Source organism: Williamsia serinedens (genome assembly GCF_024171725.1).
GTDB lineage: Bacteria > Actinomycetota > Actinomycetes > Mycobacteriales > Mycobacteriaceae > Williamsia_A > Williamsia_A serinedens.
Map to the genome: position 1 here is coordinate 345,801 of NZ_JAMTCG010000002.1, position 13,783 is coordinate 359,583.

General features: G+C 70.7%; 14 protein-coding genes. 6 read left to right on the forward strand and 8 right to left on the reverse strand.

Annotated elements, in window-relative coordinates; all coding sequences use genetic code 11:
• From LX12_RS05060 to LX12_RS05075, 4 genes are read right to left on the reverse strand one after another with little or no spacing between them, the layout of a single operon-like run.
• Positions 1-615, reverse strand: coding sequence for a response regulator transcription factor (locus LX12_RS05060; RefSeq protein WP_253653434.1), 615 nt, complete (start codon positions 613-615; stop codon positions 1-3).
• A complete protein-coding gene (locus LX12_RS05065; protein ID WP_253653435.1) occupies positions 608-1,741 on the reverse strand; it encodes a sensor histidine kinase in 1,134 nt (377 codons plus the stop codon). The genes LX12_RS05060 and LX12_RS05065 overlap by 8 nt, the downstream gene beginning before the upstream one ends.
• Before the next feature lie 23 nt (positions 1,742-1,764).
• Entirely contained in the window at positions 1,765-2,559 is a 795-nt protein-coding gene (locus LX12_RS05070) for an ABC transporter permease (protein ID WP_253653436.1), read from the reverse strand.
• Positions 2,556-3,485, reverse strand: a complete 930-nt coding sequence (locus tag LX12_RS05075; protein ID WP_253653437.1) for an ABC transporter ATP-binding protein — start codon at positions 3,483-3,485, stop codon at positions 2,556-2,558. Before LX12_RS05075 ends, LX12_RS05070 begins: the two co-directional genes overlap by 4 nt.
• 239 nt (positions 3,486-3,724) lie before the next feature.
• Between LX12_RS05075 and LX12_RS05080 the strand changes: the two genes are divergently transcribed.
• The gene (locus tag LX12_RS05080; protein WP_253653438.1) at positions 3,725-4,780 is read left to right on the forward strand and encodes an alpha/beta hydrolase; all 1,056 of its coding nucleotides are present in this window, start codon (positions 3,725-3,727) and stop codon (positions 4,778-4,780) included.
• A gap of 10 nt (positions 4,781-4,790) precedes the next feature.
• Here the strand turns inward: LX12_RS05080 and LX12_RS05085 are convergent, their stop codons facing one another.
• Complete coding sequence (locus tag LX12_RS05085; RefSeq protein ID WP_253653439.1) at positions 4,791-5,309, reverse strand: hypothetical protein; 519 nt, start codon at positions 5,307-5,309, stop codon at positions 4,791-4,793.
• Between the two features lie 164 nt (positions 5,310-5,473).
• On the opposite strand from LX12_RS05085, the gene LX12_RS05090 reads away from it, so the two are divergent.
• Together LX12_RS05090 and LX12_RS05095 are read left to right on the forward strand one after the other, a co-directional pair.
• The gene (locus LX12_RS05090) at positions 5,474-6,652 is read left to right on the forward strand and encodes a sensor histidine kinase (RefSeq protein ID WP_253653440.1); all 1,179 of its coding nucleotides are present in this window, start codon (positions 5,474-5,476) and stop codon (positions 6,650-6,652) included.
• The gene (locus LX12_RS05095) at positions 6,649-7,311 is read left to right on the forward strand and encodes a response regulator (protein WP_308213969.1); all 663 of its coding nucleotides are present in this window, start codon (positions 6,649-6,651) and stop codon (positions 7,309-7,311) included. Before LX12_RS05090 ends, LX12_RS05095 begins: the two co-directional genes overlap by 4 nt.
• Here the strand turns inward: LX12_RS05095 and LX12_RS05100 are convergent, their stop codons facing one another.
• Together LX12_RS05100 and LX12_RS05105 are read right to left on the reverse strand one after the other, a co-directional pair.
• Positions 7,312-8,211 carry a haloalkane dehalogenase gene (locus LX12_RS05100; RefSeq protein ID WP_253653441.1) on the reverse strand — a complete coding sequence of 300 codons (900 nt, stop codon included), beginning with the start codon at positions 8,209-8,211 and terminating at the stop codon, positions 7,312-7,314.
• Between the two features lie 8 nt (positions 8,212-8,219).
• The gene (locus tag LX12_RS05105) at positions 8,220-9,092 is read right to left on the reverse strand and encodes a LysR family transcriptional regulator (RefSeq protein ID WP_253653442.1); all 873 of its coding nucleotides are present in this window, start codon (positions 9,090-9,092) and stop codon (positions 8,220-8,222) included.
• A gap of 82 nt (positions 9,093-9,174) precedes the next feature.
• Here LX12_RS05105 and LX12_RS05110 point away from each other — a divergent pair, with 82 nt between their 5' ends.
• Positions 9,175-10,413 (forward strand): MFS transporter, encoded by a 1,239-nt coding sequence (locus tag LX12_RS05110; RefSeq protein ID WP_253653443.1) that lies wholly within the window; start codon positions 9,175-9,177, stop codon positions 10,411-10,413.
• Here the strand turns inward: LX12_RS05110 and LX12_RS05115 are convergent.
• On the reverse strand, positions 10,396-10,878 hold the full coding sequence (locus LX12_RS05115; RefSeq protein ID WP_253653444.1) for a hypothetical protein: 483 nt from the start codon (positions 10,876-10,878) through the stop codon (positions 10,396-10,398). The two genes, LX12_RS05110 and LX12_RS05115, sit on opposite strands and share 18 nt — an antisense overlap.
• Before the next feature lie 183 nt (positions 10,879-11,061).
• On the opposite strand from LX12_RS05115, the gene LX12_RS05120 reads away from it, so the two are divergent.
• Both LX12_RS05120 and LX12_RS05125 read left to right on the forward strand, forming a co-directional pair.
• Positions 11,062-12,309, forward strand: a complete 1,248-nt coding sequence (locus LX12_RS05120; protein WP_253653445.1) for a hypothetical protein — start codon at positions 11,062-11,064, stop codon at positions 12,307-12,309.
• Positions 12,302-13,624: a hypothetical protein gene (locus LX12_RS05125; protein WP_253653446.1), complete on the forward strand. Its 1,323-nt coding sequence runs from the start codon at positions 12,302-12,304 to the stop codon at positions 13,622-13,624. Before LX12_RS05120 ends, LX12_RS05125 begins: the two co-directional genes overlap by 8 nt.
• Positions 13,625-13,783: the final 159 nt, after the last annotated feature.

Sequence of the window (13,783 nt, forward strand, 5' to 3'; positions counted from 1 at the left end):
TCACAACCAGCCGCGACGCTCGGCGGTCGCGGCGGCCTCGGCCCGGGTGGATGTGCCGGTCTTGCCGATCGCACTCGACAGGTAGTTCCGAACGGTGCCCTGCGACAGGTGCAGGCGACCGGCGATGGTCGCGACGGTGGCGCCGTCGAGGGCGGCACGCAACACGTCGCGCTCGCGGTCGGTCAACGGGCTGGTGCCGTCGGTGAGGCTCTCCGTGGCGAGCGTCGGATCGATCACTCGCAGGCCCGCATACACCCGACGGACGGCGTCCGCGAGTTCCGCGGCCGGGGTGTCCTTGACGATGAACCCCGACGCGCCGGCATCGATCGCGCGTCGGAGATAGCCGGGGCGTCCGAAGGTCGTCACGATCAGCGACCGGGTGCGGGGCAGGGCTTCTCGCACCGCAGCCGCGGTCTCGATCCCGTCGGCACCGGGCATCTCGATGTCCAGGAGGCACACGTCGACATCGTTGACACGCGCCGCGTCGACGACCTCGTCGCCCCTACCCACCTGCGCGACCACGGTGATGTCCTGCTCGAGCTCCAGCAACGCCGCCAGCGCTCCCCGCACGAGCGCTTGGTCGTCGGCGAGAAGCAGCCGGATGGGCTCAGCCATCGAACGCCACCTCGACCGTCGTCCCCGATGGGTCCCCTCGGACGGAAAGGTGCGCACCCGCCGATTCGACACGCTCGGTGAGCCCGCGCAGACCGTTCCCGAATGCATGGTCGGGAACGCCGCACCCGTTGTCGCGCACGACCATCCGATCCTGTCCGAGTTCGACGACGCATCGGGACGCACCGCTGTGGCGCACCACGTTCGTGACCGACTCACGGAGAACCCACGCGAAGAGGGAGCCCCGCGCGGTCGTCACGTCGACCGCGACGGGGAGATCGGCGTCGATCTGCGCAGCCGTCAGCGCAGACCGCGCCGACGCGAGTTCGGTGCGCAGGTCCGGTGTGCGCAGCGACCCGACCGTCGACCGCACCTCGGCCAGCGCCTGCCGGGACAGCGCGTGCAGTTCCGCCAGTTCGGCTTTGGCGCGCTCGGGGTCGATGTCGACGAGTCGGCCGGCGAGCTCGGTCTTCACCGTCATCACCGTCAACGAGTGCCCGAGGATGTCGTGGACGTCGCGGGCGACCCGCTCGCGCTCGGCGACCACCGCGAGCTGCTCGTCGGCTTCCCGCTGCCGGGCCTCCGCCTCGTCGCGACGCTGCTCCGCGCTGCGCGCGGAGATCATGAGGACCATCACGAACGCCACGATCACCAGTGCCAGAACGGTTCCCGAGTCAAGCGACCACCCCGGGACGACCAGCGGCAGACCCAGCCCGACGACCAGCACGACGCCGACGAGGACGGGACCGAGGATCCCGCCGAACCCGAACGCGGCGACACCCATCAGATAGGGCGCGAACGACACGACACCATCGCGGAGGACCGGCACCGTCGCGGCCGCGATGACGAGCAGTACACCGCCGTAGGCGAGCGCGAGACGCGGACGGCGGTGGTCCAGCTTCCAGGACATGATGTGCGTGGCCGCGACGACATAGGTCGCGGCGAACAACGCGATCAGCGCCAGTCCCCAGATGACGCGCAGGACGCTCTGGCCCGAGTTCAGCAGCGACACGATCGGATAGGCGAGGAACACCAGCCACACGGCGGTGAAGGCCCAGGATCTGTCGGGCGTCCGACCCGAGTACGACCACCACCGGACGCGGGGTCCGGTGGTGGTCGGCTCGGTCATGGCAGCGACTGTAGAAGAGGTGCTCACTGGCGCGCGGTGCCCCGACGGAAGAAGAATGCGGCGGCGCCCGCCATGATCGCGGCCCACACGACGACGTTGGCGATCGCGACCCACAGCGAGATGTGGTCTCCGTATGGGGTGTCACCGCCGGTCATCGGGAAGTTGGCGAGCGCGTTGACCCCGAACATCGGCGTGAACTGCGAGACGGTCAGCATCGTGCCCCGCAGGGGGACGAAGACGTCGCCGGCGAACGCCAACACCGTCAGCACTCCACCGGACGCCTGCATCGCCGCCTCCGACCGCAGCCCGCTGCCCATCGCGAGGCCGAACGCGGCGAACACCGCCGAGCCCAGCCACCCGAGGACGACGGACCCGGTCCACACGCCGACGGGTGCGCTGGCACCGGTGATCGCACCGACGATGCTGAGCAGGATCAGCGGCAACGCCGCGACCGACATCGCCACCGCCGCCTTCGCCACGACGTAGGCCGCCGGCGACAGTCGTGTCAGACGCAGTGTCCGGGTCCAGCCGGCCTGTTGCTCGAGAGCCACCGACGCGGCGTTGGTGGTGGTGGCCAGGATCGCGCCGTAGACCGCCATGTGGACCATCACGTAGGCCTGCGTGTTGGCGTGGCCGATCGTCCCGGTGAACTTCTGCGACGCCCCGAAGACGATGTAGAGGACGGTCGGCATCACGAGGGTGAAGATCATCGCGCGGCGGTTGCGGAGGACCCGTCGCAAGTCGTGGCGGATGTAAGTGGTCGAGAACCCGCGCAGTCCGAGCAGGGCGGGTCGCGTCGGTGTGGCGAGGGTGGTCATCGGAGGGTCTCCTTCTCGGCGGTGGCGGAGGACGTGAGCGCGACGAACGCGTCCTCGAGGTCGTGGGCGACGATCTCGACGTCGTGGGCGTCGCTGTGCGCGAACAGGAATCGAGCGGTGGCGTCGGAGTCGTCGGTGGCGATCTCGACACGGTCGCCGCGGACGGTCACCTCGCGCACACCCGGGGCGGTGTCCCGGATCCAGCCGACCGACGCAGGATCGACGACGGCGGACACCGTCCGTCCCGACGCCTGGGCGCGGATGGCCGCGGTTGAGCCGTCGGCGACCACCCGTCCGCCCGCGATCATCACGATCCGGTCGGCGAAGGCGTCGGCCTCCTCCAGATAGTGCGTCGCGAACAGCACCGTGCGGCCCGCACCGGCGTCCTCACGCATGGCGGACCAGAAGGCCCGGCGCGACTCGACGTCCATCCCGGCGGTCGGCTCGTCGAGCACGATCAGGTCCGGGTCGGGCAGCAGCGCGAGGGCGAACTTCAGCCGCTGCTGCTCGCCCCCGGAGCACTTCGACACGAGGCGGCCGCCGAGCTCGGCGATGCCCGCACGGCGCATCACCTCGTCGACCGGGGCGGGGTCGCGATGAGTCGCGGCGATGATCTCGACGGTCTCGCCGACGGTGAAGTCGCCGAGCAGCCCACCGCTCTGCAGGACCGCCGCGATCCGGCCGGCCGCGACGGCCTCGTCGGGAGCCACACCGAACAGGCGGACCGAACCGCTGTCGGGCCGGGTCAGCCCCAGCACCATGTCGAGCGTCGTGGTCTTCCCGGCGCCGTTGGGGCCGAGGACGGCGACGACCTCGCCCTGCCGGACGGCCAGGTCGACGCCGTCGACGGCCCGGACCGAGTCGGAGCCACGCGTACGGAACGATTTCGTGAGCGCCCGGGCCTCGAGCGCGAGTGGTGATGTCATGCATCCACGATCGCGCTGGTCGGAGGGTGTTTCCCCCGTCGTTTGTCACGGGCTGCCTGTGACATCTGTCAGATGCGCATGCGTGCGAAAGCCGTTTCGTTACGTCCATCACGGATCACCAACGATCCGTTGCAGAACGGTCACGCGTCACACCCCGCGTGTTTCTCTCGATGAACAGGCATACGTTCATCGACAGACCGACCGCACCGACGGCCGGTGCGCCAGGAGGTCGCACGCGGATGAGTCTGACCATCGAACCCGACGGAACCGCCCCGACAGGCACGGTCGCCGACACGCTCGACATGCCCTGGCACTCCGCCCGCGGCTCGCGGCGCTCCCGCACCATCAACGGCTCCATGGGTCGCGCACTGCCTCTCATGTCGTCCGGCTGGGGTCTGCGGAGGTTCGGGCTCAGCACCGACGGACTGGTCCTCACGCCGTCACCGGCAATGATCCGACGGGCTCGACCCGTGATCAATCAGATGATGTGTCGCCTCAGCCCGGTCCCCCGCGGGACCCGCGTGTCCCGGGTTCATCACCCCCGCGGCCTGCGCGGCGAGTGGGTGCACGGTCGTGGCGTCGGCCCCGGCGGCACCGTCATCTACTACCTGCACGGCAGCGGCTACGCGATCTGCACGCCCCGGACCCACCGTGGCCTCGTGTCGCGCCTGTCCACCCTGACCGACATGCCGGCGTTCGTCCTCGACTACCGCAAAGGGCCCGAACACCGTTTCCCCACCGGTGGCGACGACGCGATCGCCGGGTACCAGTGGCTGCTCGACAAGGGCTACTCGGCCGACCGCATCCTCGTCGCGGGCGACTCCGCGGGCGGGCACCTCGCGCTCGACCTGATCGCTCACAACCACCGCACGGGGACGCCGCAGCCGGGTGCGATGGTGCTGTTCTCGCCGCTGTCGGACCCGACCTTCTCGCTCGCGATGAAGCGGCACGAGGCAGGGCACCGCGATCCGCTCATCGACGCCCGCCTCGGCGCCCACGTGCTCGGCATGTACCTCGGCGACGTGGACCGCGACGACCCACGCCTGGTCCCGGAACTGACGTCCGACATGGCGCTGCCTCCCACCCTCGTGCAGGCGGGCAGCCTCGAGTGCATGAGCGACGACGCCCGCGACATCCACTCGCGGATCTCCGCCGCGGGCGGTCGCAGCGACCTGCAGATCTGGCCCGACCAGACCCACGTCTTCCAGATGTTCCCGGTGCTGACGCCCGAGTCCGGGCGGGCGCTGCGCGCCGCGGCCCACTTCGTCGACAAGGTGTTCACGCCCGCTCGCTGACGTCCGCAGGTCAGGCCACCCGCGGAGCAGAGGTCCGCGGCGTACGGACCACGAGTGCCGTCACGCGCCCGCCGACCATCGTCAGGGCCCACAGCACGAAGAACGGTGCGATCACCGCCGGCGTCAGATGCAGTCTCGCCATCTGCTCACCCACCCACGTGCGGAACGACGCGTCGTCGGACACCGCCCAGACGAACACCACACGCAGGAGCATCGCGGTGGCCCACACCGCGAGGAACGCCGTCCCACACCGTGTCATCCGCTTCCCCGTCGCCGCGTCGATCCACGACCTCGTCGTCGCGGTCGCGAGGCCGGCGAACACCAGCCCGACGCCGACGGCGACCGCGTAGGCGGCCAGGCTGTGTGCGTCGGTGGGCGCCGCCTCGAGGTACGAGAACCCGACGCCGACGACGATCCCCACCGACGCGAGGATGCGATGCGTCGACAGGCTGCGCGTCCCGAACTGCGTGACCAGCATCAGGGCGAAGAAGCCGCCGCTCATCACGATGGACTGGGTCAGATCCGACATGGGACCTCCTCGATCGATCCGCCGGCCGGGTGCCTGACGGGGTCGAGGACAACGGTCGTCGTCGGCGGCGGCCATCGGATCGGCCCGCAGACCGACCCCGGGTGGATCCCGCGCTCCACCCACAGGAGGAGCCGCTCGCCCGTCCGGGGTGGCATCGTCGTGCCATGCCCTCGCCGCGCTCGCTGCTCGCCTCCGCGCTGCCGGCGGCTGCACGACGGGACTTCGGCGAATACGGCGACGATGCCCCAGGACGGTTCTTCGCTCTCGTCAACCCCGCCCTGATGGTGTGGGCCTGGGTGACGGTCCCGCGCCAGGTCGACGGCACCCTGCGGATCGCCGCTCTCGTGCTGCTCGCGGTGGTCTCGGTCGTCCTCGTGCTGCGGCTGTTCCGGCCGCCGGCGATCGGACCCTCGCTGTGGTTCCCGGTGATGCTCGGGGGCGCGATCGCCGCGGGCGTGCTGTTCGCCGTCGCGCCGGGCGGGGTGGCGCCTGCGTTCGCCCCGGTGATCGCCGGCGCGTCGGGGTTCCTTTTCGAGACGCGCCGGGCACTCGTCGTGGCGGGGGTCGCCTCGATCACCGCCGCGGTCGGGATGGTCACGCGCTTCGACGACGCCCGGTACGCCTGGGTCGTCGTCCTGGGCCTCGCCGTGCTCGTGGGGATGACACGGCGCGACCGCGTCCGGACGCTCGTCCTGATGCGCGAGAAGATCGAACAGACCGACCGCGCGATCGCCTCGGAGGCACGTGCTCAGGTGCTCGCCGAACGCGCTCGTGTCGCCCGTGAGATCCACGACGTGCTCGCCCACTCGCTGTCCGGGGTGAACATGCAGCTGAACCTGGTCGAGGCGCTCATGGAGGACGGCCGCGACGACGACGCCCGCGTCGCGGTGGCCACGGCACGATCGCTGGTGACCGACGGGCTCGGGGAGGCACGCCGGGCGGTCTACGCCCTCCGCGACGAGTCGGGAGACCTCGTGGGCGCACTCCGCCCGCTCGTGGCCGGCACCACCGAGTCGGTCGCCGTCGAGGGCACGCCGCGCCCGGTCGACGCCGACGTCGTCGCGCACCTGACCCGCATCGTCGGCGAGGCCCTGACCAACGCCCGTCGGCACGCGCCGGGCAGCCCCGCGCACGTGTCGGTCGTCTTCGCTCTCGGCCTGCTCACCGTGTCCGTCGAGAACGCCACGCCGACCGGCGATCCCCGCTTCCTCGACGGCGCCGGTCTCGGACTCACGGGCATGCGCGAGCGGGCCGACGAGATCGGTGCGACGCTGGTCGCCGGACCGCGCGTCGACGGCGACCTCGCGGGCGGGTGGCTGGTGCGGGTGGAGGTGACGACGTGACCGACACGATCCGCGTGGTCGTGGCCGACGACCAGACGACGATCCGCGAGGCCGTCGCGGCCATGCTCGATCTCCAGCCGGACATCGACGTCGTCGCCACCGCGGCCGACGGGGCGACGCTGGTGTCCGCGGTGGGCCAGGCGAACCCCGACGTGGTCCTCACCGACCTCCGTATGCCCGGCGTCGACGGCGCGGCCGCCACGCGACAGATCGGCGAGTCGCACCCGGGGTTGCCGGTCGTCGTGCTCACCACGTTCGACGACGACGCCTCGGTGTTCGCCGCGCTCGACGCCGGAGCCGTCGGCTATCTGACGAAGGACGCCGATCGACACGAACTCGCAGCGGCCATCCGCGCAGCCGCCGCGGGTCAGTCGGTCCTCGACCGCTCGGTGCAGCAGCGACTCGTCGCGGCGATGCGGCCGTCGGGTCCGCCCGGACCCGGAACAGACGTGACCGGCGTCGGCGCGCTGACCGCGCGCGAACGAGAAGTACTGGTGCACATGGCCGACGGGCTCAGCAACCGCGAGATCGCGGCCGCGTTGTTCGTCTCCGAGTCGACCGTGAAGACACACATCAACAACGCGTTCGCCAAGCTCGACGTCCGGGACCGGGCGCAGGCCGTCGCCCTCGCCTACCGATCGGGGATCGCGCGCGGGTGATCAGACCCCGCCCTCGTGGAGGAACCCCACGATGTGCGCCGCGATCTCCTCACCCTTGTCCTCCTGCAGGAAGTGGGCCGCGCCCGCGACGGTCACCTGCTCTCCCGCCGTGGGGATCAGGTCGGTGAACACCTGACCCGACTTCGGGTGCGGGAACACGGGATCGCTGTCGGAGAAGGCCAGCAGCGTCGGGACCTCCCAGCGCGACAACACGTCGGCGACGCCTCGGAGCACCTCTGCGCCCGGGTCGCTCTCCTCCACCGGGACCAGCAGCGGGAACTGTGCCGCACCGGCTTTCGACTCGACAGTCGGGAACGGTGCGTCGTAGGCGGCGATCACCTCGGCCGGCACGTCGGTGACCGTCGCGCCCTGGATGATCCGACCGACGGGCAGGTCGGGGTTCTTCGCAGCGAAGTCCCGCCAGGCCAGGAACCCCCTGCTCACCCGACCGCTGAAGAGGCCGGTGTTCATGATGACGAGGTTCGCCACGCGGTCGCGGTGCTCGGTGGCCCACCGCAGCCCGATCGGCCCGCCCCAGTCCTGGACGACGACGGTCGCGTCGGTCACCTCGAGGTGGTCGAGCACGGCGTCGGCGATCGCGGAGTGGCGGTCGAAGGAGTACCAGTCGCGGTCCGTCGGCTTGTCCGACCGCCCGAAACCGGCGTGGTCGTGGGCGATCACGCGGTGGCCCGCGGCGGCGAGCGGGCGGATCATCCTGCGGTACAGGTAGGACCACGTCGGCTCACCGTGGAACAGCACGATCGGCCCACCGGTGGGCGGGCCGTCGGGTGCGACGTCGACGTGGTGGATGCGCAGACCGTCGACATCGACGTACTGCGGCGGGAAGTCCCACCCGGGCAGGTCGTCGAAGCGCTCGTCGGGGGTGCGGAAGACATCCATGGCCCTGATCATCCTCTCCGCTCGACGACGAAATCCCGGAACCGGGCCGCCGCCCCGACGAGCGGGCGATCGCGGCGCCAGATCAGGACGATCTCGCGGGTCGTCTGCGGCCCCGCCAGCGGGACGAGGACGACGTCGGCGGCGAGCGGGCCGGTGTCCTCGATCGGCATCACCGCGACTCCGAGCCCGGCGCCGACCAGCCCGGCGATGGTGCCCAGCTCGGTGGTCTCGAACGTGATGTCGGGGCGGAAGTCCTCGGCGGCGCAGAGCTCGTCGAGGATGCGGCGCATGCCGAAGCCGGCCTCCATCGCGACGAACGGCTCGGTCGCCACCTCCGCCAACGACACCTCCGCCCGGTCCACGAGGTGGTGGTCGGCCGGGACGGCCAACCCCAGTCGCTGGGTGAGGAGCGGCGCCCACACGAGGTCGGAGCCGGTGGGTCGGGGCGAGACGATCGCGAGATCGGCGTCGTCGGAACGGACGCGGTCGGCCACCACCTCGGCGGCGTCCTGGAACAGGGTGAACGCCACGTGCGCCTCGCGGCGGAATCCGCCGATCAGCTCGGGGACCAGTCGGATGCCGAACGAGTGGAGGAACGCCAGACGCACCGTCCCCTGCACCGGATCCACCATCGCGCGGACCGCCGCGCGGCCGGCGTCCATCTCCGCCCGCGCTCGCCGGCAGTGGTCGAGGTAGGCGCGCCCGCGGTCGTTCAGCGACAGTCGGCGGCCGACACGGTCGAACAGCTCGGTCCCGAGTTCCCGTTCGAGGCGACCGAGCATGCGCGACAGCGTCGGTTGCGAGAGATGCAACTCGGCGGCCGCGGCCGAGACGTTCTCCGCCTCGGCCAGTTCGACGAACCAGTCCATCTCCGACCGCATGCAGCAATTATGCGTCCAGTGCATCAGGAGGGCGCGAAAGATTCATTTCTGTTCGGAACGGATCGGCGTCAGTGTTGTTGTCATGACGATGACCACCGCGCGCACCGCACCCGCACCCGCCGCCACCGGTCATGTCGCCGGGTCGCGACAGTTCCGCAACGCGACGGTGGCGATGTTCGCGGCCGGGATGGCCGCGTTCATGGCGATGTACCACGTGCAGGCGATGCTCCCCGTGTTCTCCGAGCACTTCGGGGTGTCCCCGACGACGTCGGCGCTCACCGTGTCGCTGACGACCGGTTTCCTGGCCTTCGCGATCATCCCGGTCAGCGTGCTGTCGGAGCGGTACGGGCGGATCAAGGTCATGGTGGTCTCCGCGGTCGCCGCATCGCTGCTCGGCCTCGCACTCCCGTGGTCGCCGTCGATCGAGGTCCTGCTGGCCGGTCGCGCGGTCGTCGGGATCCTCTGCGCGGGTGTGCCCGCTGTCGCCATGGCCTACCTGGCCGAGGAGATCGACGGCGCCTCGCTCGGCAAGGCGATGGGCTACTACGTGTCCGGTACGACGATCGGCGGGTTGACCGGTCGACTGGTGCCCGGCCTCGCCGCGGACGTCGTCGACTGGCGGTGGGCCCTCGAGATCGCCTGCCTGGTCTCGCTGACCTTCGCCCTGGTGTTCATCCGACTCGTCCCCGCGTCACGCAACTTCGAGCCCCAGACCATCGCGGTGCGTGAGGTGATCGGCAACCTGGCCGGGCACCTCCGAGACGTCCCCATGCTCTGCCTGTTCGGCTTGGCGTTCCTGCTCATGGGCGGGTTCGTCACGGTCTACAACTTCCTGTCGTTCCGCCTGCTCGCCTCGCCGTTCTCGTTGCCGCAGAGCGTCGTCGGGATCGTGTTCGTCATGTATCTGGCGGGGACGTTCTCCTCGACGTGGGCCGGCCGCATGTCCGACCGGGTCGGCCGCGGGCGTGTGCTGGCGGTGGCGATCGGCGTGATGGCGGTCGGGCTCGTCGTCACGCTCCCCGACTGGCTGCCCTCCACGCTGCTCGGTGTCCTGCTGTTCACCGGCGGATTCTTCGGGGCGCACTCGACGGCCAGTGGGTGGGTCGGTGCCCGCGCGACAGCCCATCGCGCAGAGGCGTCGTCGCTCTACCTGTTCGGGTACTACCTCGGCAGCTCGGTCGTCGGCGCGCTCGGCGGCATCGCGTTCAGCGGATTCGGGTGGGCCGGCATCGTCGTCTACACCGGCGTGCTGATGGTGGTGGCCATCGCACTCGCCACCACCGTCATCACCCGCACCCGTCGGTCACCCGTGGAGAGCTGACGACACCGGCTGCTTCACCGGCGCGGCGGTCAGCGACCGTGCCCGCCACTGCACGACGAGAAGCTGCGCCAGCAGCATCGTGCCGATGTAGAGCACGATCGTCGCCGACCCGGCGCCGTGCCCGGCGAGCATGTCCAGCCCGACGTGCACCGCGAGGCCCACGATCCACAACACGAGCGTCATCGCCGTCCCCCGCGACATGAGCCGTCCCTGCTCGTCCCGCCAGATCCGCACGGTGAGTCCCCGCGCGACCGCGAACGCGACACCGACCGCGGCAGACGACGCAATGACGGCCAGCGCGACGCCCGACAGGTGGTGATGGTCGACGAACTGCGCCGCCGACACCAGCCCGATCACGGTGACGATCAGCGCGCCCTTCGGCGAGTCCTTCACCTGCCGCGGAGACATCTGCCGCGTCAGGATCCACCCCAGGACCAGCAACCCCACGACCACGTTCACCAGCATCGCCATCACCCTCCGGTCTGTGTCGCCCCGGCTGTCGGGGCACGCATCTCAGAGTCGCCGGATCGGCGCGCACCCGGATCGGCCCGCGGGTGGAGGTCGGGTGGAGATCGTTCCTGCCCCGTTCGTCCGGATCGTCCGTACGGATCGGATACGTTGCTCCCGGTAACGACTCGAGGAGGTGGCATGGACCGGTCGCAGATGATCGGGGCGGTCGCTGCGGCGTCCGGTGGCTGCGGGGCCCTCCTCAGCCTCACCACGGCACGCCAGTTCGTCGGACGCGACGCCGCGCTCGGTGACGTCGTCGTCCATGCGCCGGAGACGGCGGCTGCGGTCGGGATCGTCGTCGCGATCCTCGCCGCGGCGCTGACCGCGGGGCGCGACGCGGCCGCCCCGGCTGTCGCCGCGGTGGGTCTCGTCGGCGTGGCCGCGACGGTCGACTCGAGCACGCACTCGTGGGCGGCGGCATGGATCACCTCGGTGCTCGCGGGTCTCGCTGTCGGCCGGCTGGTCGCCTGGGCCTCGCATCGCGCGGTGGTCATCGCGCTCGCGGCCGGCGCCGTCGTCGGGGCGACGGTCTCCTTCCCGCTCCGGCATCCACTGACGATCGTCGTCGACGGCCCGAACCCGGAGCACGCCGTCGACACACGCTCCGTGGGCACCGCGCTCGCGGTGATCTCGCTGATCTGTCTCGTGATGGCGACGTGGCGGGTGCGGTCGGTGCCGTCCGATGAGGCTGCCCCCATCGCGCGCGTCGTGGCCGTCTGCCTCGGGATAACCGCCGTCGCCTGGGCGCTCGGGATCTGGTTCGAGTCCGCCCAGCCGATCAAGGACTGGTACTGGGGGTGGTTGCTGGTCCCCACCGTGCTCCTCGGCGCGGTCATGCTGCGACGACGCGGTGGCCCAACCGTTCTCGTCGTCGCACTCGCGTGGGCGGTCATCCACTCCGCCGACCTGAGTTGGCTCCCGGACGTCGCCTGGCTTCTCGTGCTGGCCCCTCTCGCCGCCGTCGGCGTCGTGGTGGGTCGGCGTGTCACCCGCCCGGAGCTCCTCCTTGTGGTGCTCGTCCCCTGTGCCGCAACCTGGTTGATCACCGGCGGCGCCATGAGTCGGGCGTTCTCCGTCCTGGCACTGTTCGTGGTCCCGGTCGTGGTCGTCGCGGCGTTCACCTCCGAGGTGCGGCGTGGGCCGGTGTCGCCGGGGGTTCTCGCGACGGCCTTCACCGCCGTGGCGCTCTGGAAGACCTCTCCGCGGGCGGTGGTGTTCCTCGTGGCGAGCTTCGGCAAGTCGGAGTCCTACAGCGTTGATGTCGGTCGGTACTTCCTTCCGCAGAGCATCACCCTCGCCGCGCAGTACGTCCTACCGGCGGTGGCCACTCTCGGTATCTGCGCCGCCGCCCTTGTCGTGGTCCGACGACGGGTCAGCGATGCGTGAGCGTCTCGTCATCGTCGCCGTGGCGATGGCCGCTGCTCCCGCCGGCCTGTTCCTCGCTGCCCCGTCGAGCCACGGGGACATCGTCGGTATCACCCCGCAACCACCCGGGTTCCCCTGGGAATCCACCACAGTCGCCTCGGCGTGGGGACTGCTCGCGGCCCTCGCCGTCTGCGTCGGCGCACGGCGCGTTGCCGACGCGCTGTTCGTCGGCGGCATCGCCGCAGTCGTACTCCTGGTGGTGAGCATCAGCTCGGCACCGCCAACGGTTCTGACCACCGTCGCCGCCGGGGTCCTGCTCGGTGCCGCACTACAGCTCGCCCGGGCTGCCGACAGTCGGAGCTGTGCGGTCGCGGTCGTCATCGGCGCGGTGGTGGGGATCCTCGTCGCACCGCTCCTCGCGCGGGTCCGGGCCGACGGGTTCGGTGGTCCGCGGCGATACGCTGATTTCCTGCCGTCGGGACAGGTTTCCGGCACGAGCACCGTGGATCTCGGCGCTGCCGTCCTCGGGACACTGAGCATGCTCGTCCTCATCGCGTGCCTTGTCACCCGATGGCGAACCACGGTTGCCGCGCCTGCACGCGGACCCATACTGGGAGCTGCCGCGCTGGTGGTCGGCGGTGCCCTCGTGCACTGGTGGTTCCTGCGGTTCATCTCGGACTCGCTGAGGGATGAGACCCGAACCGGACTGCACACGTTCTACGGCGGGTACGTGCTGCTGGGACTCGCGGTGGTGGCTGCGATGGTGCACGTCGGTCGAACCAGTCTCGTGTGGGTGGCAGCCGCCGCCTCGACGACCGCGATCGCGACCGATGGCACGACCTCGGGCGGTGCCGCAGTGGCGTCGATGACTGTGGTCCTCGTCGCCGTCGCCGCGAACGTCACCACCACGGTGCTCCGGCGCACGGCGACGGATCACCGGGCACGCGGCGTGGTGATCGCGGTCGTGCTTCTCGCGGTGTTCAGCGCGACCCAGTTCGTCACGGAGGAGCCCTGGGCCGTCGTGCCGATCCTGCTGGGCCCGTTCGGCGTCCCCGTCGTCGTGACGATGGCGATCGCTGCGGCGGTGGTCGCGGGTCGACCGGAGCCGGCCACCGTCGTCGGAGCGCTCGCGCTGCTCGTGCTCACGCGTCTGACCACCGGCACCGACTTCGGGTGGACCTCGTACACCCCGCTGAGCGACGGCGCGGGGTTCGACGGGATCGCGAGCTCACCGTCATCGACACCACAGACGGTGGCGGCGCTCATCGCGCTTGGTCTGTGTGGCGTCGTCGCCGCGGTGCTCGCACGCCGCCCGACGGCCTCACGACAGTTTTGAATCCTGTGCACGACGTCGCACCTGACGGCATCGATTGCGAGACAGTAGCGAAGCAATGGATCAGCGCCGACGATGAGGGCACCAACGGCCGAGGAGGACGTCGATGACGAGCAGCGAAGCCGCTCGGTCAGCACAACCGGCCCGGCGACGCTCGCGTAG

Bases quoted from the DNA above. Each gene is read 5' to 3' on its own strand.
- LX12_RS05100 (WP_253653441.1), bottom strand. From the start codon at position 8,211: ATGGATGTCTTCCGCACCCCCGACGAGCGCTTCGACGACCTGCCCGGG.
- LX12_RS05105 (WP_253653442.1), bottom strand. From the start codon at position 9,092: ATGCGGTCGGAGATGGACTGGTTCGTCGAACTGGCCGAGGCGGAGAAC.
- LX12_RS05080 (WP_253653438.1), top strand. From the start codon at position 3,725: ATGAGTCTGACCATCGAACCCGACGGAACCGCCCCGACAGGCACGGTC.
- LX12_RS05085 (WP_253653439.1), bottom strand. From the start codon at position 5,309: ATGTCGGATCTGACCCAGTCCATCGTGATGAGCGGCGGCTTCTTCGCC.
- LX12_RS05060 (WP_253653434.1), bottom strand. From the start codon at position 615: ATGGCTGAGCCCATCCGGCTGCTTCTCGCCGACGACCAAGCGCTCGTG.
- LX12_RS05090 (WP_253653440.1), top strand. From the start codon at position 5,474: ATGCCCTCGCCGCGCTCGCTGCTCGCCTCCGCGCTGCCGGCGGCTGCA.
- LX12_RS05115 (WP_253653444.1), bottom strand. From the start codon at position 10,878: ATGCTGGTGAACGTGGTCGTGGGGTTGCTGGTCCTGGGGTGGATCCTG.
- LX12_RS05120 (WP_253653445.1), top strand. From the start codon at position 11,062: ATGGACCGGTCGCAGATGATCGGGGCGGTCGCTGCGGCGTCCGGTGGC.
- LX12_RS05110 (WP_253653443.1), top strand. From the start codon at position 9,175: ATGACGATGACCACCGCGCGCACCGCACCCGCACCCGCCGCCACCGGT.
- LX12_RS05125 (WP_253653446.1), top strand. From the start codon at position 12,302: ATGCGTGAGCGTCTCGTCATCGTCGCCGTGGCGATGGCCGCTGCTCCC.
- LX12_RS05075 (WP_253653437.1), bottom strand. From the start codon at position 3,485: ATGACATCACCACTCGCGCTCGAGGCCCGGGCGCTCACGAAATCGTTC.
- LX12_RS05070 (WP_253653436.1), bottom strand. From the start codon at position 2,559: ATGACCACCCTCGCCACACCGACGCGACCCGCCCTGCTCGGACTGCGC.
- LX12_RS05065 (WP_253653435.1), bottom strand. From the start codon at position 1,741: ATGACCGAGCCGACCACCACCGGACCCCGCGTCCGGTGGTGGTCGTAC.